Annotated in this window: 16 protein-coding genes; 8 read left to right on the top strand and 8 right to left on the bottom strand. The window is 67.9% G+C overall.

Translation table 11 applies throughout. From position 1 onward, the window contains the following. Window positions 1–39: 39 nt before the first annotated feature. The gene (locus WQQ_RS04430) at window positions 40–753 is read right to left on the bottom strand and encodes a hypothetical protein (protein ID WP_157534500.1); all 714 of its coding nucleotides are present in this window, start codon (window positions 751–753) and stop codon (window positions 40–42) included. Window positions 754–761: 8 nt separating this feature from the next. Beyond that, window positions 762–2,204, bottom strand: a complete 1,443-nt coding sequence (locus WQQ_RS04425; protein ID WP_007183869.1) for a phenylacetate--CoA ligase family protein — start codon at window positions 2,202–2,204, stop codon at window positions 762–764. 143 nt (window positions 2,205–2,347) lie between these two features. Here WQQ_RS04425 and WQQ_RS04420 point away from each other — a divergent pair, with 143 nt between their 5' ends. Beyond that, window positions 2,348–3,970: a FadR/GntR family transcriptional regulator gene (locus WQQ_RS04420; protein WP_007183867.1), complete on the top strand. Its 1,623-nt coding sequence runs from the start codon at window positions 2,348–2,350 to the stop codon at window positions 3,968–3,970. Window positions 3,971–3,998: 28 nt separating this feature from the next. On the opposite strand, the gene WQQ_RS04415 is transcribed toward WQQ_RS04420, so the two are convergent. Continuing rightward, a complete protein-coding gene (locus tag WQQ_RS04415; protein ID WP_007183866.1) occupies window positions 3,999–4,793 on the bottom strand; it encodes an SDR family NAD(P)-dependent oxidoreductase in 795 nt (264 codons plus the stop codon). 118 nt (window positions 4,794–4,911) lie between these two features. Between WQQ_RS04415 and WQQ_RS04410 the strand changes: the two genes are divergently transcribed. Together WQQ_RS04410 and WQQ_RS04405 are read left to right on the top strand one after the other, a co-directional pair. Beyond that, window positions 4,912–5,697 (top strand): enoyl-CoA hydratase-related protein, encoded by a 786-nt coding sequence (locus tag WQQ_RS04410; protein WP_007183865.1) that lies wholly within the window; start codon window positions 4,912–4,914, stop codon window positions 5,695–5,697. 4 nt (window positions 5,698–5,701) lie between these two features. Next, the gene (locus WQQ_RS04405) at window positions 5,702–6,910 is read left to right on the top strand and encodes a DUF1214 domain-containing protein (protein ID WP_007183864.1); all 1,209 of its coding nucleotides are present in this window, start codon (window positions 5,702–5,704) and stop codon (window positions 6,908–6,910) included. Window positions 6,911–6,921: 11 nt separating this feature from the next. Here the strand turns inward: WQQ_RS04405 and WQQ_RS04400 are convergent, their stop codons facing one another. Together WQQ_RS04400 and WQQ_RS24205 are read right to left on the bottom strand one after the other, a co-directional pair. Then, a complete protein-coding gene (locus WQQ_RS04400; RefSeq protein ID WP_007183863.1) occupies window positions 6,922–7,359 on the bottom strand; it encodes a PaaI family thioesterase in 438 nt (145 codons plus the stop codon). Continuing rightward, entirely contained in the window at window positions 7,356–7,781 is a 426-nt protein-coding gene (locus tag WQQ_RS24205) for a PaaI family thioesterase (RefSeq protein ID WP_007183862.1), read from the bottom strand. The genes WQQ_RS04400 and WQQ_RS24205 overlap by 4 nt, the downstream gene beginning before the upstream one ends. Before the next feature lie 234 nt (window positions 7,782–8,015). Between WQQ_RS24205 and WQQ_RS24200 the strand changes: the two genes are divergently transcribed. The 5 genes from WQQ_RS24200 (at window position 8,016) to WQQ_RS04365 (ending at window position 14,616) form a co-directional block, all read left to right on the top strand. Continuing rightward, window positions 8,016–8,534: an RNA polymerase sigma factor gene (locus WQQ_RS24200; protein WP_050997565.1), complete on the top strand. Its 519-nt coding sequence runs from the start codon at window positions 8,016–8,018 to the stop codon at window positions 8,532–8,534. Between the two features lie 31 nt (window positions 8,535–8,565). After that, entirely contained in the window at window positions 8,566–9,582 is a 1,017-nt protein-coding gene (locus tag WQQ_RS04380) for a FecR family protein (RefSeq protein ID WP_040453013.1), read from the top strand. Between the two features lie 157 nt (window positions 9,583–9,739). Further along, window positions 9,740–12,349: a TonB-dependent receptor gene (locus WQQ_RS04375; RefSeq protein ID WP_007183859.1), complete on the top strand. Its 2,610-nt coding sequence runs from the start codon at window positions 9,740–9,742 to the stop codon at window positions 12,347–12,349. A gap of 11 nt (window positions 12,350–12,360) precedes the next feature. Further along, complete coding sequence (locus WQQ_RS04370) at window positions 12,361–13,293, top strand: TauD/TfdA dioxygenase family protein (RefSeq protein ID WP_007183858.1); 933 nt, start codon at window positions 12,361–12,363, stop codon at window positions 13,291–13,293. A 93-nt stretch (window positions 13,294–13,386) separates the two neighbouring features. Further along, window positions 13,387–14,616 carry an MFS transporter gene (locus WQQ_RS04365; protein ID WP_083844415.1) on the top strand — a complete coding sequence of 410 codons (1,230 nt, stop codon included), beginning with the start codon at window positions 13,387–13,389 and terminating at the stop codon, window positions 14,614–14,616. On the opposite strand, the gene WQQ_RS04360 is transcribed toward WQQ_RS04365, so the two are convergent. From WQQ_RS04360 to WQQ_RS04350, 3 genes are read right to left on the bottom strand one after another with little or no spacing between them, the layout of a single operon-like run. Further along, a complete protein-coding gene (locus WQQ_RS04360; RefSeq protein ID WP_007183856.1) occupies window positions 14,603–15,697 on the bottom strand; it encodes a CaiB/BaiF CoA transferase family protein in 1,095 nt (364 codons plus the stop codon). The two genes, WQQ_RS04365 and WQQ_RS04360, sit on opposite strands and share 14 nt — an antisense overlap. Continuing rightward, the gene (locus WQQ_RS04355; protein WP_007183855.1) at window positions 15,694–17,328 is read right to left on the bottom strand and encodes an AMP-binding protein; all 1,635 of its coding nucleotides are present in this window, start codon (window positions 17,326–17,328) and stop codon (window positions 15,694–15,696) included. The genes WQQ_RS04360 and WQQ_RS04355 overlap by 4 nt, the downstream gene beginning before the upstream one ends. Continuing rightward, window positions 17,325–18,464, bottom strand: a complete 1,140-nt coding sequence (locus WQQ_RS04350; protein WP_007183854.1) for an acyl-CoA dehydrogenase family protein — start codon at window positions 18,462–18,464, stop codon at window positions 17,325–17,327. Before WQQ_RS04350 ends, WQQ_RS04355 begins: the two co-directional genes overlap by 4 nt. Window positions 18,465–18,466 lie beyond the last annotated feature (2 nt).

Raw genomic sequence — 18,466 nt, 5'->3', positions numbered from 1 at the left:
TGCTCCGGCGGCGGCGTCATGGCGCGCGGACGGTTGCGGCTAGTCGAAGAGCACGCGCGCTTCGCGCCTGCCGTCACGCTCGATGCGGCCGACGCGGCCGCGCTGTCCCGTGCGCAAGCGCGAGAACGGAGACATGCGGGCGCTGACCGCGGTCAGCACGAGCTCGCCGTCCAGGCTTTCGACGAGCCATTCGCTTTCGTCGTAGCGCAGACCGCTGCCGTCGGCGGCTTCGAACAGGAAGATCGGTCCGAGCAGGGCCTGCACGCGGCAGGCGATGCCGAGCGAGCGCAGCTTGATCGCGGCCTGCGGCGTCGCCGTGAGTGCCCGCAGATTGCCGAGCATGCCGTGCAGGTCGCGGCCGAGTTCGCCGAGCGCATCGAGTACCGGCAGGCTCATGCCGAGCACCGCATGCGGACGAAAGCGACGCAGCACCATGTCGCTGCGAGCGGTATCGTGAGGGCCGCCTTCGGCCTGGATCCACGGAATGCCCATTCGCATCGCCGCGTTCTCGAACGGCCACCAGACGATCTCTTCGGCGCCGTCGCCGATCATGTGCACGAGTTCGGCACGCGCCAGGCCCAGTTCGGCGAACACGCGCAGCGCATGAGCGGTATCGGCCTCGATATCGCGCTCGCTGAGCGGATACGGCAGCGAGCCTGCGGCGCTGGTCGCAAGACCGACCATCCACGGTGCATCGTCGGGACGGGAGAGGAAGCGGCTGTGCAAGGAGCCTGGGTTGCTGGAAGCGGTCATCGTCGATCTCACTGCTTGGCGGTGCGCGGCATCTTGTTGCGCGGGCCGTATTTGCCGAGCTCCGCATAGGGCAGCAATTCGAGCTCGGGCGTCACGCCGACCGCCGCCTTCACCGAGGCTTCGAGCTTGCGGCGAACCAGATCGAGATCGGGGTTGCCGCCATAGCCGACGCGCAGCCTGAGCGCCGGCAGATCGCGCGCGGGACGAATCACCTGGAACAAGCCGGCCGAACATTCCTCGACGTCCTCGACGGCGCCCCAGACGTCCATCGGCAGAATGGTGTGGCCTTCGACGACGACTTCGTCGCCGGTGCGGCCCAATGTCCAGAAGCGCGCGCCGCTGCGGCCGCAGGCGCAGGGCTCGGTCGTCAGGCGCACCATGTCACCCGAGCGATAGCGGATCAGCGGGTCGACGCCATTGACGAGCGAAGTCACGCAGAGCTCGCCGACGCCGTCGCCTTCGATGGTCTTGCCGGTTTCGGGATCGACGAGTTCGACGAGCGCGATGTCCTCGTGCGCGTGCACGCCGTCGTGCAGCGGGCATTCGTGCGCGACCGCGATGTCGCCGAACGCGGTCTGGTTGTAGATGCGGCCTTGCAGGTTCCAGCTTTCGAGCACGCGGCGCACGCGCGGGCCCATCGGCTCGCCCGCGAACATCACCGCCTTGTAGCTCGACAGCACTTCGGCCATGTCGATGCCGAGCTCGCGTTGCGCATTCTCGAGCGAGTTCACGAACGGATTGCTCGCGGTGAACAGCGCGACCGGACGATAGCGGCGCGACAGCTCGACGAAGGCATAGACGTCGTCGGGCTTGTAGCTGATCAGGATCGGCGTGATGCCGAGCCGGTCGAGGCAGCGATAGACCGGCCCGCGTATGCGCATGTTGAGCATCACGACGGAATCGCCCGGCCGCGCGCCCATGAGCCAGAGATCGCGATGCGTGTTGCTCCAGAACGCCGAAGGCCCGTCGGGATCGAATCCGCAACCGTCGGGCGCCAGGCCGTCGGCGTTCCAGCGCCAGCCGAACACGGTCGGATCGCCGGTGGTTCCGGAGCTCGAGGCGATGAAGCTCAGCTCGCGCGGATCGCAGCAGAGCAGGCCGCCGAACGGATCGTCGTGCTCGTCGCGCCAGGCGCGCGACTGGTCCTTGTCCATGAACGGAGCGAGCCGCTTGAAATCGGCGATCGAGCGAATCTGCGCCGGCGTGACGCCGGCCGCTTCCCAGTTGCACCGCACGAGCGGCGAGTGCCGATAGGCATGCTCGACCATCGCGAGCAGGCGGCGCTGCTGCAGCGCCTGCAGCTCCTCGCGCGGCAGGGTTTCGACAGCGTCGAAAAAGCGCGGCTCGCTTGCGGACGCGGCTTCGAAAGCGGTGTTGCTGGACATGAAGACGATTTCCCGATCGCCCGAACCGCCGGGCTTCTCCTCGCGAATGGTGTGGGCCCGGTTCATGGACGGGGCCGCTGGTGACGCGGTTAGCATGCCACGAATAGGACACCATTTACAGCCGTCTGTGAAACCGGCCTAAACTGGCCGTCCGGAAGAGCCGAGCTGGATTTCGGCCGATAAGAGCCAGGGGACGTTTCCACACATCTATGCCCGCCAAGACCACGCGAAAAGAACCCGCGGACGCGCGCGCCGATGCGCGTACCGATGCACGCGCCGTATCGACGCGCCGGCTCAAGGACAATGCCAGCCGCAAGCCGCGCAGCAGCGACAAGTCGGATGCCGATGCGCGCGAGCGCAAGCTCGGCGAAAAGGTGGCGTTCGCGATCAAGCGCGACATCGCCGAGGCCGGCTGGCCGGTCGGCGAGGTGCTCGGCAACCAGGGCGAGCTCATGAAGCGCTACAAGGTCAGCCGCTCGACCTTGCGCGAGGCGGTGCGCCAGGTCGAACGTCACGGCGTGGCGCGCATGCGCCGCGGCATCGGCGGCGGGCTCGTGGTGCAGCAGCCGGCGCGTGGATCGGCGGTGCTCGCGCTTGCGAGCTATCTGGAGCTCGCGGCGGTCAAGCTGTCCGAGCTGTTCGAGGCGCGCGAGCTGCTCGAAGGCCTGATGGTGGAACTCGCCTGCGAGCGCGCCACCGATGCCGACCTGGCGCGCATGCGCGCGCTCTACGACCAGCTCATGGCGGGGCCGGCGGACGATCTGGCGCAGGAGGTCAAGCATCACTTCGAGCTGCGCTCGGCGATCGCGGCGCTGCCGCGCAACCCGGCGCTCGCGCTGCTGATCGAATCGCTCTATCGCGTGACCAGCGACATGCTCACGGTCTCGGCCGACGACCCGCGCCTGCCCGAACTCGCGCGCGCGTCGCGCAAGGAAAAGCGCCTGCTCGTCGACGCGCTGCTGGCCGGCGACGTCGTCGCCGGGCGGCTCGAAGTACGTAGCACCATCAAGCGCAGCCGCAAGCTCGTCGAAGCCGAGTTGCGCGAACAGGGCCTGACGTTCGAGCAGGCGAGCGCGGTGGATCTGAGCGCCGAGGCCGATCCTTCGGGCACCAGCGGGCTCTACAAGCTCGGACACCGGGTTTCGCTGCGCATCGCGCGCGACATCGCGGCGAGCGATGCGGCGCCGGGCAGCCGGCTCGGATCCGAACCCGAGCTGCGCGAGCGCTACGGCGTCAGTCGCGCGGTGTTTCGCGAGGCGTTGCGTACGCTCGAGCTGCATTGCATCGTGCAGCTGCGCCGCGGCTACAGCGGCGGCATGGTGATCGGTGTGCCTGATCCGAGCTATACCGCCGAGCTCGCGACGATCTACTTTCAGTACGCGCGGCTCAAGCCGCGTCACTTCTACGAAATGTGGCGTTCGCTGCAGCTGGCTTCGGCGCAACTCGCGGCCCAGCGCATCACCGCCGCGGGCAAGCAGCGGCTCGAAGCCGTGATCGCGGCGCAAAAGGCAGCGACGCACGAGCAGATTCCGGCCGTGCACGGCCGCCTGCACCTGGAGATCAGCGATCTGTCGGGCAACCGCGTGCTGGCCCTGTTCACGCGCATCATGTCGGACATCGCGGCCTACTATCCGACCGATATCCCGCCCGCGGAAACCTGGCAGGTGCTGTCGGGCAGCCATGCCGAAGTCGCGGCCGCGATCGGCAAGGGCGACGCGCCGCTGTCGCGCCGGCTGATGGCCCGGCACATGAAGCTCGTCGACGCCTGGTACGGCAATACCGAGCGCGAGAACTGGCTGCACTCGCTCGAAAAAACGCCCGAATCCGCCTGAGCCGGCGCGCGCCCGGGCGCCTGGGGCGTCAGCCGCCGGCGAGTTCGCGCATGTCCGACGTGGTCGGGTTCTGGATGCCGACGCCACCGTCGACCTGGAACATCTGCCCGGTGATGTAGCCCGATTCGTCCGAGGCCAGGAATACCGCGAGGTTGCCGATGTCCTCGGGCAGGCCGAGGCGCGGAACCAGCGTGTGCTTCTTGAAAGTCTCGAGCACCGGCTTGGGCCAGTTCGGAGCGCGCGTGGTCATGATCAGGCCCGGCGCGATGGTGTTGCAGCGCACGCCCTGCTTGCCGTACTGCACGGCCACGCTGCGCGAGAAGGCCTGCACGCCACCCTTGGTCGCCGCATAGGCAGTCGGCTTGTCCATGCCTTGCACGGCCGCCATCGAGGTGGTGTTGATGATCGAGCCGCCGCCGCCTTCGATCATGATCGGCAGCACGCAGCGTGTCGGATACACCGCGCTCATCAGGTTGAGCCGCACCGCGCGGTCCCAGTAGCTCCAGTCCATTTCGGTCACCGTGGTGTCGCGCGCCGAATCGGTGAAGCCGACGTTGTTGTAGAGCACGTCGATGCGCCCATAGGTCTGGTGCGCGAGCTTGACCATGGTTTCGATCGAGGCTTCGCTCGTCGCATCGAGCTGCACGGCCAGCGCTTCGCCGCCGGCCTGCTCGATCGCGTCGACGACGGCCTGCGCGGCCGCGAGATCGAGGTCCGCGACGACCACGCGCGCGCCTTCGGCCGCCATGAGCTTGGCGCTCGCGCGGCCGATGCCGAGGGCGCCGCCCGTGACGATGCAGATTTTGTTCTGAAGTCGGTTCATTTTGTTCTCTTCCAGGGCGCACGGGTGCACGACGCGACGTGCAGCTTATAATGGTGCACTATTTAGCCGCAATCGGGCCGCAGGGCATCGTGCGGATCAGATCGACAGAGGAGATCGCATGTCGTCATCGACATCGGGAAGCGTGGCCATCCTGCGCGAGCGGCCGCACCTGGCCTGCATCGTCATCGACCGTCCGGCCGCGCGCAATGCGATCGATCCGGCGATGGCCGAGGCACTCGAAGCGGCGGCCGAAGTGGTCGAATCCGATACCGACATTCGCGCCGTCGTGCTCACCGGCGCCGGCGGGCTGGCGTTCTCGGCCGGCGCGGATCTGGCGACGCTCTCCGCCGGCCGCAGCGACGAATTGCTGCGACCGCGCGGCGGCTATCTGGGGCTTTCGTCGTTTCCGCGCCGCAAGCCGTGGATCGCGGCGATCCGCGGAGTCGCCGCGGGCGGCGGGCTCGAACTCGCGCTGTCCTGCGATCTGATCGTCGCCGGTGAAACCGCGCGCCTGGGCTTGCCCGAGACGAGCCGCGGCACCATCGCCGGCGCCTGCGGCGTCTATCGCCTGCCCAAGCGCGTGCCGCGGGCGATCGCGATCGAATGGCTGGCGACGGCCGATCTGATCGCCGCCAGGCGCTGCTACGAGGTCGGACTCGTCAATCGCCTGGTGGCCGACGAGCAGGTGATCGAAGAAGCCTATGCGCTGGCCGGGCGCATTGCGCGCAACTCGCCGGTCGCGGTGCGCGAATCGCTCGCCATCGCCCGCATCGCCGCCGAAATCAGTGAAGAAGAGGCCAGAGCCCTGACCGACGCCGCGGTGTCGCGCGTCAACGCCTCGCCCGACAACCGCGAAGGGCCGGCCGCCTTTCTCGAAAAGCGCATGCCGCGCTGGAGCGAATGACCTCATGGGCAACGACAGTTCGTCCGGGCCGCTTGCGCGCCAGACCTTGGCAGCGGCCTGGCAGTCGTTCGCGGACGACATCGCGAGCGGCGCTTCCATCGTCTCGGCAGCGCCGTTCGCGAACGATCCGCGCGATCTTGCCGAAGGCCATCGCTATCTCGCGCGGCTCATCGCGTTTGCGATCCAGGAAGAGTTCGGCTTCGCCGATCCGGAGTTTCCGGCCTTTCACCGGGGGCTCGACCCGCTGGCGCCCTGGGGCGCGCCGAACGTCGACAACATCTACCTGACCGCGACGATCGACGGCCGCAGCGACTATCGCGTCTGGGCCAACGTGAGCACGATCGACGGCTTCATCCTCAATACCAACGAGGGCGTGTTTCCGATCTTTCCGGGCTTCAAGACCACGGGAGAAACGAGTTCGCGCGACCTGGTCATTGGAGAAGACGGGCACTTCGAACTGCTGCTGAGCGCCGAACGTCCGGCCGACTGGAAAGGCAACTGGATGCGGCTGACGCCGGCCGATTCGAAGTTCAGCGTGCGCCAGTACCTGAGCGATTGGGATCGGCACCTGCCGGCCGATTTCCACATCGTCAAGCTCGGCAACGAGGGCCTGACGCCGGCGCCGCTGACGCCCGAGCGCTGCGCCAAGGCGCTCGCCGACGCGGTGCATTGGGCGAAGACGCTCGCCGCCTACTATCTCAAGCGACTCGCCAACGAACTCGCCGCGAGCCGCTACAACGAGCTGCCGGTGCCGCAGAAGCGCGTGCCGGGCTCGGAGTACGTGCACTACGGCGTGACCTTCTTCGACGTCGCCGAAGACGAGGCATTGCTGATCGAGATGCCCGACGAGCCTGCTCCCTATTGGAGCTTCCAGCTCTACAACCTGTGGAACGAATCGACCGATGCGTTTCATCGCACCACCAGCATCAATCGAATGCAGGCGCGGATCGACCCAGACGGCGTACTGCGCATCGTGATCGCGCAGCGCGATCCGGGCGTGCCGAACTGGCTCGATACCGACGGCCAGCGTCGCGGCTACCTGTGGTATCGCTGGATCTGGGCCGACAAGGTTCCGTCGCCGACGGGGCGGCTCGTCAAGCTCGCGGAACTGCGCGAGCACCTGCCGGCCTTCGTTCCGCAGATTGGTGAAGCGCAGCGCCGCGAGCAGCGCGCGCGCCGTCGCGTGCATCTGGAGACGCGGTACTACCGTTGATTTCGGGGCGCTCAGCGAGCAGGCGCGGCCATGAAATAGCTGCCGCTTGCGAGCGCGAGCTTGCGGCCCTGGCGATCGAGTGCTTCGACGCTGACGGACGACAGCCGTCCACCGAGCTTGCGCAATCGCGAGATCAGCAGCACGTCGTCGACCGGTGCGGGTTCGAGTGGATCGAAACGCAGATCGGCGATGGCACCGCCGACGCCGTCGAGGCCCAGCAGCAGATAGCCGAGCGCTGCGTTCATCGCGAAGGCGAGCGCTCCGGCATCGATTCCGTCGCGCCCGCGCTCGGTGCCGAGCTCGGCCCGCCACGGCAGGCGCAACATCAGCGTGTTCGAGGTGATCGAAAGCGCCTGCAGTCCGAGCCAACGATTGCCCGGGCTCTGTGCGATGTGCGCATTGAGCGCAGCGCAATCGAGGCGGGGAGGCGTATCGCCGCCGCCGCTCATGGCTGCGTCAGATAAACCGCGCGCCCGCTCGCCAGATGCTGGCCTCGTTCGTCGCGGATCATCACGTCGACGTTGGCGAGCGTGCGCCCGAGCTTGACCACGTGCGCGGCGACGAGCAGATCGCCGGGCTTGCCGGGCCGATGGAAATCGCAGCGCAGATCGACGGTCGGCACCGTGCGACCGAGCTTGGCCGCCACGGCATAGCAGCCGCAGGAGTTCACGAGCGCGGCGAAGATGCCGCCGTGCGCGTGTCCGGTCGCTGCTGCGCCGACAAACTCCTCGCGCCAGCGCACGCGCACGACGATGCCGTCGTCGCCGATCGACTGGACCTGCTGGCCGAGCCAGACGTTGAACGGGCTCGTCGCGATGATGGCGTCGAGCGCTTCGACGCTCAGCGTGGTGCCGATGGGGTGGGGTTGCATGCAGGTTTCCTGGACTGGGTCGCGGCCGCTGGCGCGTGTCGGAGTGTTCGCGCAAAATGGTATCCCAATAGAAGGCCGTCCGTTTGCAACGGCCTCGACGATCGCGGCGATGCCGTGTGCGATGGAGGAAGACCATGTGTTCAGCCGCTTCAGTCGGGAGAAGCTCGGGTCGTTTCGCGTCTGCGTTGCGGCCGATGTGGCGCTGAGCCGTCGGTCATCGACGCAAGACTGCGCGTGCCGGTCGCGGATGCTGTGACCGAGGCCCGGTTCTCGGCGGTGTTCAACGAGCACCGTCGCGGCCTGCTGCGCTTCCTGCGGCGTCGCGTCGGCAACGAGGAGGACGCCGCCGAGATCGCGCAGGAGGCCTATCTGCGCCTGCTGCGCTATGCCGATCAGCAAGACCCGCAGGCGCTCAAGGCGCTGCTCTACCGCATCGCCATCAACCTCGTCGGCATGCGCCAGCGCGAGGCCGGCAGCCGGCATCAATCCGAGCATCTGCCGATCGAGGATTTGCCGCTGATGTCGGACGAGGCCTCGCAGGAACAGAAGCTCGTCGATCAGCAGAACCTGCAGCTGCTCATGAGCGCGATACGCGAGCTGCCCGAGCGATGCCGCCAGGTGTTCGTGCTGAGCCGCTTCCATGAGATGAGCTATCCGCAGATCGCCGCGCACTGCGGTGTTTCGGTGAAGATGGTCGAGAAGCACATTTCCAGGGCGCTCGCGGCTTGCCGCGAAAAGCTCGGCGAGAGGTAGGTGGGGAGCCGGTTTTCGCATTGACATGAACATGGAGTCGACGACACGGCAGGATCGGGATGGGGACCGCGCGGCGCAGGAGGCGGAGCGCTGGTTCGCACGGCTGCGCGCCGGGACGGGCTTTGCGGAGCGCGCCGCGTTCGAACGCTGGCGCGAGCACCCCGCGCATGCGCGGGCCTACGCCGAGGTCGAACGGCTCTGGAGCGAGCTCGGCAAGCTGTCCGCCGAAGAGGAATTGCGGCGCTGGTCTGCGCAGGCGCTCGCCGCCGATGCGCGCAAACGCCCGCGGCTGGCCCGGCGTTCGGGATGGCGCGCCGGTATCGCGCTCGCGGCGACGATGCTCGTCGCGATCGGAGTCGGCATCGGGCTGGGTTCGACGCGAGGGCCGCGGTCCGGGCCCGAGCCGGCGGGCGAATGGTTCGAGAGCGAAGGCGGGCAGCTGCGCAGCGTCGTGCTCGCCGACGGCTCCAAGCTCACGCTCAACGCGGGCTCCGCGGTCGAAGTCAGGCTCGGCGCACGCGAGCGTCATCTGCGGTTGAGCCGGGGCGAGGCCTTGTTCGAGGTTGCGCACGATGCGCGCCGTCCATTCGTCGTCGAGGCCGGCGCCCGCGCCGTGCGGGCGCTCGGCACGCGCTTCCAGGTGCGTCGCGAGAGCGAGGCCGTGACCGTGACCCTGCTGCAGGGCAGCGTCGCGGTCGAGCACGAAGGCGACGAGGCTTTGCGTCTCGCGCCGGGCGATCAGCTCGTCTACGACGAACGCTCGATCCGCAATCGCCGTCATGTCGATCCGGACATCGCATCGAGCTGGACGCGTGGTCGCCTGATCTTCCGCTCGACGCCGCTCGCCGAGGCGCTCGCCGAAATGAATCGCTACGCGAACCCCCCGCTGCGGCTCGGCGATGCGCGGCTCGCATCGACGCCAATCAGTGGAACACTGCGCGTCGGCGACAGTGCGTCGATGGCGCTTGCCTTGAGCGCGTTGCTGCCCTTGCAGGCGCAACCGCAAGGCGACGGAACGATTTTGCTGACGCCCAAGGTAGGGGGTTGAGCGCCGCCCGCATTTCTCTCATGGACGGACGCGTGCAAAGACCGCGCGCCGCGATCACGACATCGGTGCGACCGGAGAGAAAACGATGCGAAATGCGCAGCAGCGCAAGGGGCCCGGCTTGCCCGGCGCCCATGGGAAACAGCTGGGAATCTGTCTGATGCTCGGAGCGGCCGGCGCCGCGATGGGGCCGGCTTTTGCACAGGAACCTGCCCAGGGGCCTGCACAAGCGGAACAGGCGACGACGAGTTTCGACATTCCGGCCGGCGATCTGGCCGACGCGCTCGATCGCTATGCGGAGCAGGGCGGAACGCAGATCCTCTACACGCCGGAGCTCGTCGAAGGACGGCAGGCGGCTGCCCTGTCGGGGCGCTATCGTCCCGACCAGGCTCTGCGCCTGCTGTTGCAGGGATCGGGCTTGGAAGCTCAGGCGGTCGGTGACGGCACGCTCGTCCTGCGGCGCGGCCAGACGCCCGCGCCGCGCGCGACGCAAGCCGCGCCGGCCACGATGATCGCGGCGGCGGAGCCGGCCGCCGAAGTGTCGGCGATCGAAGAAGTGATGGTCACCGCACGGCGCAAGCAGGAACGCCAGCAGGACGTGCCGCTGGCGGTGACCGCGTTGAGCGGCACGTTTCTCGAAGACAATTCGATCAACGCGCTGTCCGATCTGAACAGCCACGTGCCGGCATTGCACGTCGACAACTTCAACTCGCCGACGACGACCAACATCGGCATTCGCGCGGTGCGCAGCACCGACATCGCGCCGGGCCAGGATTCAGCGGTCGGCGTCTACGTGGCCGAAGTGAACTTCGGCTACACGATCGGCGTGAGCCAGACGATGTACGACATGCAGTCGGTCGAAGTGCTCAAGGGCCCGCAGGGCACGCTGTTCGGACGCAATACCACGGGCGGCGCGATGCTGCTGACGCCGGCCCGGCCGACCGGCGAGACCGGCTATTCGCTGAGCGCCGGAAGCAGCTTCTTCGAGGGACGCTCGGGTTACACGGGCGTCGGCGTACTCAACCTGCCGGTCAGCGACGATCTGTGGCTGCGCGCCGGCGTGAGCCTGATCAATCGCGACGGTTATCTCACCAACGTCGCGAGCCGCACCGACACCGCCGGCTACCAGATGTCGCCATCGGTCGGCATGACCAACTTCAAGCCGCTCAACGACGACCAGTCGACGAGTTGGCGGCTGTCCGCGCTGTGGCGGCCGGCGGACGCGGTCGAAAGCTATTTCCTGTATCAGGGCTCGCATCTGAATGCGAACGGCATCGGCTACTCGATCAATGCGCTGAACCCGCAGGGTTACACCGCGCTTGTGTTCAACGGCGTGACGCTGCCGTCCGCGCAGGAGGCCTACGATCGCATCCAGGCCGAGCGCGCACGCGATTTCTGGAGCACCGAGTCCAACATCAACAGCTTCAACCGGCTCGACATGCACGTGGTGTCGAACGCGACGACCTGGAACATCGACGACGGACTGCTGCTCAAGAACATCGTCGGCTACCGGCACTTCGAGCGCGACGATTCGATCGACTTCGACGGGCTGCCGCTGCAGGTGCTCGAAGTGCGCCATCCCGACAGAGGGCACGAGTTCTCCGAAGAACTGCAGATGCAGGGCAAGAGCGCGGGCGGCGCGTTCGATTGGGTCGCCGGTCTCTACTACGCGGGGCAGGTGATCGACCGGCGCAGTACCCAGGTGGTGCTCGCCGGCGCTCCGATCACGACGCCGGTCGACACCGACAACAAGACCTATGCAGCGTTCGCGCAGGCGACCTGGCGCGTGCCGTCGGTCGAGGGGCTTTCGTTGACCGGCGGCCTGCGCTACACGCGCGACGAGCGCAAGCAGGAGAACCGGCGCATCGGCGCGGATCCGAACACCTGCCTGCTCACGAGCGGTGGCCAGGCCTTGCCGGCGGACGACTGCGTGCTGCGCGGCGAGGCGGATTACGACGAGCCGACGTATTCGCTCAGCGCGGACTACAAGTTCGATCGCGACACGCTCGTCTATCTCGCGCATCGCCGCGGCTACCGCTCGGGCGGTTTCGACTACGCGGCCACCGACACCGAAACCTTCGGCCCGTTCAAGCCCGAGTTCGTCACCGACTTCGAACTCGGTCTCAAGAAGGACTGGCGCCTCGGCGACTCCCTGCTGCGCACCAACGTCGCCGCCTACACGCAGGACTACAAGGACATCCAGCGCTTCATCAGCCGCCCGGGACAGCCCGCCGTCGGTGTGACCAACGCCGCATCGGCGACGATCAGCGGCGGTGAGCTCGAGCTGACCTTCATGCCGTTCGATGGCCTGTCGCTGAGCGGCTTCTACGGCCTCGTGTTCGCCGAATACGACGACTTCCTGACCGGAGAAGGCGATTTCAGCGACAACCAGTTCGCCCAGGCTCCGCGCGAGCAGCTGTCGCTGTCGGGCGACTGGCGGCTGCCGATCGAGACGCGCTACGGCAACGTGCACCTGCGCGCCGACTGGTATCACCAGACGCGCGTGTTCTACACCGACACCGCGCAAGGCCCCGACTACGGGCCGGCCGGCAGCCAGTATCAGAAGGCCTACGGCCTGCTGAACCTGTCGCTGGCCTGGAACTCGATCGTGGGCAGCGACTTCGATCTGTCGCTGTTCGCGCGCAACGTCGGCGAGACCAAGACCAAGCCCTTCGGCGTACAGCTCTATCGCTCGCTCGGCTACAACATCTCCTCGATCGGCGATCCGCGCGTGATCGGCCTCGAGCTCAATTACCGCTTCAATCTCTGAGGAGGATCGCGATGACGCTCAACATCGTGAATCGCATGACGGTCGGGCTCGAAATCGACGCCGACCTGCGCAATCCGCTGTCGGCGCAGGATCGTGCCGAGCTGCGCGACCTGCTGCATCGGCACGGTCTGCTGCTGTTTCGCAAGCAGCGGCTGAGCCATCCGCAGCAGATCGGGATCATGGAGTGCCTGGGCCCTGTGCTGCACGCGCCCGACGGGGTCGGCTACATCTCCACCGACGCGAGCAAGGGCGGGCTCGGCACCGGCGAGCTCGCGTTCCATTCGGACCTGTCGTTCACGCCATCACCGTTCCAGGCGATCTCGCTGCATGCGGTCGATGTCGTCGACGACGGCAGCTCGACGCGCTTCGCGAACGGCATGGCCGGCTACGCCAGGCTCCCGGCCGAGCAGAAGCGGCAACTCGCCGATGCGCGCGTGCTCTGCGCGATGCCGGTCGACATGGGCACCGACCGGCTCAACGAGAGGATTCCGCCGGCGATGCCGCAGCACTGGCAGCCGGCGATCCTTGCGCATCCGCACACCGGCGAGCCGATCCTCTACGTCAACCAGCAGCACGCGGCGCGCATCGAGGGACTCGCGCCCGAGCGCAGCGCCGAGATGCTGCGCGAGCTGTTCGCGCTGCTGTATTCGGACGACAACGTCTACGAGCACCGCTGGCACAACGGCGATCTCGTGATCTGGGACAACCTCGTGCTCCAGCATGCGCGCGGCGATCTGCAGAACAGCGGGCGGCGCACACTGCAGCGCGTCGTCGTCGCCGACAAGAGCTTCTTCGACCTGTGCCCGCAGATCGACGTGCAGGATCCGGACTACCAGCGCTGGATCAAGTCCACCGATCCGGCGGCGGACCGGCATCTGATCGAAGGCGTCGTCGAACGCGGAGCCCGGCGACTCGAGCAGGGCGGAACCCGCGCAGGCGCCTGACCGACGCGCGAACCGGCGAGGGCGCACGCGGCACCGACCTCCATCTCCCCGATTCCGTTGTTGGCATCGGGGTGCTTTTTATCGAGACCTCTCATGCAAACTGCACCGCTTTCGAGTCCGTGGACCATGCTCGGCGTGGCCGCGCTGATCAGCCTCGTCAACACCGGCTTTCCGTATTTCGGTGCGAGCCTGCTCAATACGGCGATGGCGCAGCAACTCGGATTCGAGCGCAGCCTGCTCGGACTCGGCTTCACCGTCATGCTGCTGATCCAGGGCTTGTGCGGGCCATTGATCATGCTCGCGATGCAGCGCCTCGGCATCCGCGCGACGATCACGATCGGATCGCTGATTCTCTGCATCGGTGCGACGCTGATGGCGACGGTCATCGACAGCGCGATCGGCTACATCGTCGCGTTCGGGCTCGTCGTCGGCATCGGCGTCGGCGCCTCGACCTACATCCCGACGCAGACGCTCATCGCGCACTGGTTCGATCGTCATCGGGCGCTCGCGTTCTCGATCGTGATGATCGCGGGCGGCTTCGGCGGTGTACTCGCCCCGGCGCTGCTGAGCCGCATGCTCGAAACCGGCGACGGCGATTGGCGAGCGGGCTGGAAGCTCATCGCCGCCACCGTCTTCGTGATCGCGCTGATCGCCTGGCTGCTGTTGCGCGATCGGCGTTCGTCGCAGGGCGAGGCGTCGGCCGCGGATGCCGCCGTCGCGGCGCAGTGGACGACCGCGAGGCTGCTGCGCACTCCGCTGATCTGGACCATCGTGCTCGGCGAGCTCGCGGTCGGCATGCCGATCATGAGCTTCTTCGCCCACGGCATTTCGCATCTGCGCTCGCTCGGCCACGAGCCTGCGCAAGCTTCGATCGCCGTCGGCCTGCTCGCGGCGACCGGAGCGCTGGGCCAGCTCGCGGCCGGCCTGCTCGGCGACCGGGTCGATCCACGCTACGTCTGGTGCGCCGCGCTGCTCGGCGTGACGGCTGGCCTGTCACTGATGCTGCGTGCCGACAGCGTCGCTTCGATCTATGGTTTCGGCCTGCTGCTCGGTTGCGGCTACGGCGCCGGACTGATCTGCAAGTCGGCGATGATCGGCCGCTATCTCGGCCCGGCCGTGTTCGGCAAGGTCATGGGCACGATGGCGCCCGCGAGCATCGGGCTGACCGCGCTGTCCCCTTATCTGGTCGGGCTTTCGTACGATCGCAGCGGAAGCTACGTCTATGGCTTCGGTGCGCTCGCGCTGCTCGCGCTCGTCGCGGCGGTCGCGCAGTTGTTCGCGCGGCCCGCGATCGCGCCGGTGGCGGGCGCTACGCCGGCTTGAGCAGCGCGTCGTTGGCTTCGCCGAGCGCGGGTGCGGATGCGCAAGCATCGTCGCACAGCAAGCTTCGGCTCAACGGTAGCGGCAGGGCGCCCAGTGTTCGCGCGTCGAAACGCACGCTGCGATCGAACAGGTGCGCGAGCTCGGGCCCGCTCATCGCCTCGCCGACGTTGCGCACGAGCGAGCAGCAGACGTCGAGTCCGTCCAGTCGCGCTTCCCATTCGGCGCCGCTGCGCGAGGCGATGCGCTCGGCGACGGCCTGCTGCGTCGCGGCCGGATCGCGCGCATCGTCGCGAAAGCTCGCGGGCAGCCCGATCGCTTCGCAGAAGTTCCGCCAGAACTTTTCCTCGACGGCCGCGACCGCGAGATGGCGGCCGTCGAGCGTGCGGTAGAGCTGGTAGCGTGGCGAGCCACCCGTCGCCGGACTGTAGCCGGCCTTCGGTTCGACGCCGAGCGCTTGACGGTCGGCGATCGCCTCGTACAGAAACGGCAGCAGGCCGTCGCGCATCGCGATCTCGACGCGGCAGCCACGGCCGCTCGCGTCTCGCCGGCGCAATGCGAGCAGGACGTTGAGCACGGCCGGATAGCTGCCGCCCGCGATGTCGGCGACGAGCGCGGCGGGCAGCACGGGTGCGCCGTCGCCGCCGGCCGCGAGCGAGAGCAGTCCGCTCTCGGCGGCGTAGGTCAGATCGTGCCCGGGCCTGTTGGCTTCGGGACCGTCGCTACGGTAGCCGGCGATGCTCACGTAGATCAGGCGCGGATTGATCGCGGCGAGCGTCTCGTAGCCGAGGCCGAGCCTTTGCATCACGCCGGGGCGAAACTGCTCGATCAGCACGTCCGCGCTCTCGACGAGCGGCCGCAGCGCGGCTCGCGCCGTCTCGGATTTCAGGTCGAGCGCGAGGCTGCGCTTGCCACGGTTGAGCAATGCGAAATAGTGCGGATCGCGGCGCATCGCATCGCCGCCGTCCGGCCGCTCGATCTTGATGACCTCGGCGCCGGCCTCGGCGAGCATCAGCGTGGCGAGCGGCCCGGGCAGCAGCGTGCTGAAGTCGAGTACGCGCAGCCCCGCGAGCGCGGCACTCACGAAGCCGCCTCGCCGAGGATGCGCTTGCGCAGCACTTCCTTGCGCACCTTGCCCGATGCCGTGCGCGGCAGCTCGCTGACGAGTTCGAGACGTTCCGGATACTTGAACTTGGCGACCTGCCGGTCGCGCAGGAAATCGATCAGCTTCGCGAGCGTCGGCGCCGCGCCGGCGGCCGGCACCACGACCGCGCAGGCACGTTGGCCGAGGCGCTCGTCGGGCAGGCCGATCACGGCCACTTCGGCGACGCCCGGAGCCCGATAGAGCAGGTCTTCGATCTCGCGCGGGCTGATGTTCTCGCCGCCGCGAATGATGATCTCCTTGCGTCGTCCGACGATGCGCAGATAGCCGTCGGCGTCGACGATGCCGAGATCGCCGCTGCGGATGTAGCCTTCGTCGTCGAACGCCGCCGCGGTATGCCCGGCATCGAGATAGCCGAGGCAGACGTTGGGGCCGCGATAGACGATCTCCCCGGGCTCGCCGGTCGGCAGCGCCCGGCCTTCGGCGTCGACGATCCTGTAGTCGATGCCCGGATTGAAGCGGCCGTCCGAGCTTGTGATGCGCTCGATGCCGTCGTCGGCGCGATTGATGGTGATGTTTTGCCCTTCGGACTGGCCGAACGCGGCGACGAGCCGCGCCCCGAGACATTCGCGGACCCGCAGCACGAGATCGCGCGGTATCGGCGCACCGGCCGAGAACGCGTAGCGGAAGCGTGCCGGCTTCAGAGCCGAAGCCTGCGCCGCGGCGACGAGATCGGTGTAGAAGGTCGTCGCTCCCCACATCATCGTGCACTTCTCGCGCGCGATGCTCTGCAGCGCGGTCTGCGCGTTCCACTGCTCCTCGAAGACGATGCGCGCCCCGACGAACAGCGCGAGCTCGACGCCGAAGATCGCGCCGGTGCCATGGCCGACCGGGCTCGGCGTGTAGATCGCATCGTCATAGCCGAGTCCGAAGTAGTGCCGATGCAGGCGCAGCGGATAGCTCAGCGTGTTCCACGAATGCAGCACGCCCTTCGGATTCGATTCGGTTCCCGAGGTGAACAGGATCGCGCGCAGCGCATCGGCGTCGACGCGCAGCGCATCGACGACGGCTCCATGCCGTTGCTCCCAGGCCTGTTCGACGAGCGCATCGACCGCCCGCGCCCACGCGGGCACACGTTCACCGACGACGAAGATCTCGCGCAGCTTCGGCAGGCGCTCGCGCAGTTCGGCGGCCATCGCCACGTGATCGAAACCGCGATGTTCGCTCGGGATCACGAGCGCGGCCGCGTTCGCGGTCTCGAGCTGATAGTGCAGATCGCCCGCCCGCAGGTTCGGCGTCAGCGGAAGATAGGCGACGCCGATGCGCGCCGCGGCCTGCTGGAACCAGGCGAATTCGCGCTGGTTCGGCAGCTGGATCGCGAGCACGTCGCCGGGACGCAGGCCGAGCGCCCAGAGCGCGCAGGCCAGGCCTTGCACCACGCGCTCGAGTTCGTCGTAGCGCATCGAGCCGCGTCCGTCGGTGAGCGCGATGTTGCCCGGAGCCGACAGCGCGTGCCGCGTGAGCAGGCGCGGCACCGGCTGCGTGCTCCACCAGCCGGCCTGCCGATACCGTGCCGCCCGCTCGGCGTGATGCGCGGGCAGGGTGGCGCTCATCGGCCGAAGATGCCGCGCGAGATCACCAGGCGCTGGATCTCGGAAGTGCCGTCCCAGATCTCGGTGACCCGGGCTTCCCTGTACATCTGCTCGACGATGCTGCCTTTCTTCGCGCCCCAGGCGCCGAAGATCTGCAATGCCTTGTGCGTCACGCGCGTCGCCATCTCGGTCGCATAGAGCTTGGCCATCGCGGCCTGCGTTCCGAGCGGATGCCCGGCGTCGAGCTGGGCCGCGGCCTGCAGCGTGACGAGGCGCGCCGCATGCAGGTCGACGGCCATGTCCGCGCCCATGAAGGCGATGGTCTGGTGCCTGTGCAAGGCCTGGCCGAAGCTCGTGCGCGTCTTCGCGTGCTCGACCGCGGCCTCGAAGGCCGCTTGCGCGATGCCGATCGCATGCGCCGCGGTCAGCAGGCGCACGAAGTCGAGCGAATGCATCATCTGCGCGAAGCCGCGTCCGACTTCGCCGAGCAAGGCCTCGTCGGGCACGCGCACGTCGTCGAGGATGAGCTCGCCATGCACGGTGCCGCGGGCGCCGAGCTTCGAATAGATCTCGCCGGTGCGAAAGCCCGGCGCGCCCTTCTCGATCACGAAGCTCGACACGCCCTTGGAACCCGCGTCCGGGTCGGTCTTGAGCGAGACCACGGTGAGGTCGGCGCGCCCGAGATTGCCGATCCAGGCCTTCTTGCCGTTGAGCCTCCAGCCTTCGCCGTCGCGCACGGCGGTGCTGCAGATCGCGGCGGCATCCGAGCCGCAATGATCCTCGGTCAGCGCGAAGCTCAGCTTGAGCTCGCCGCGCGCGACTCCGGGCAGATATTTCCGCTTCTGCTGCGGTGTGCCGAAGCCGGCGATCGACATGACGCCGCCGGCCCAGGTCAGCAGCAGCGCGGCGGTCGACGGACAGCCGCGTGCGAGCTCCTCGACGATCAGGCAGGCGCTTGTCGAATCGGCCTGCATGCCACCGTATTCGCGCGGAACCGTGAGTCCGCAGTACCCGCTGTCGATGAGTGCTTGCAAGCCTTCTTCGGGGTAACGCTCGCGAAAGTCGACATCGTGTGCATGCGGTCGCAGGCGCTCGTCGGCGATGCGGCGGGCCTGTTCGCGAACCGCCTGTTGCCGCGGATTCAGATCGAGATTCATGG

It is taken from the genome of Hydrocarboniphaga effusa AP103 (assembly GCF_000271305.1).
In the GTDB taxonomy this organism is placed as follows: domain Bacteria; phylum Pseudomonadota; class Gammaproteobacteria; order Nevskiales; family Nevskiaceae; genus Hydrocarboniphaga; species Hydrocarboniphaga effusa.
The sequence above is the reverse complement of the archived record's forward strand: the minus strand, read 5'-3'. Positions and strand labels throughout refer to the sequence as shown.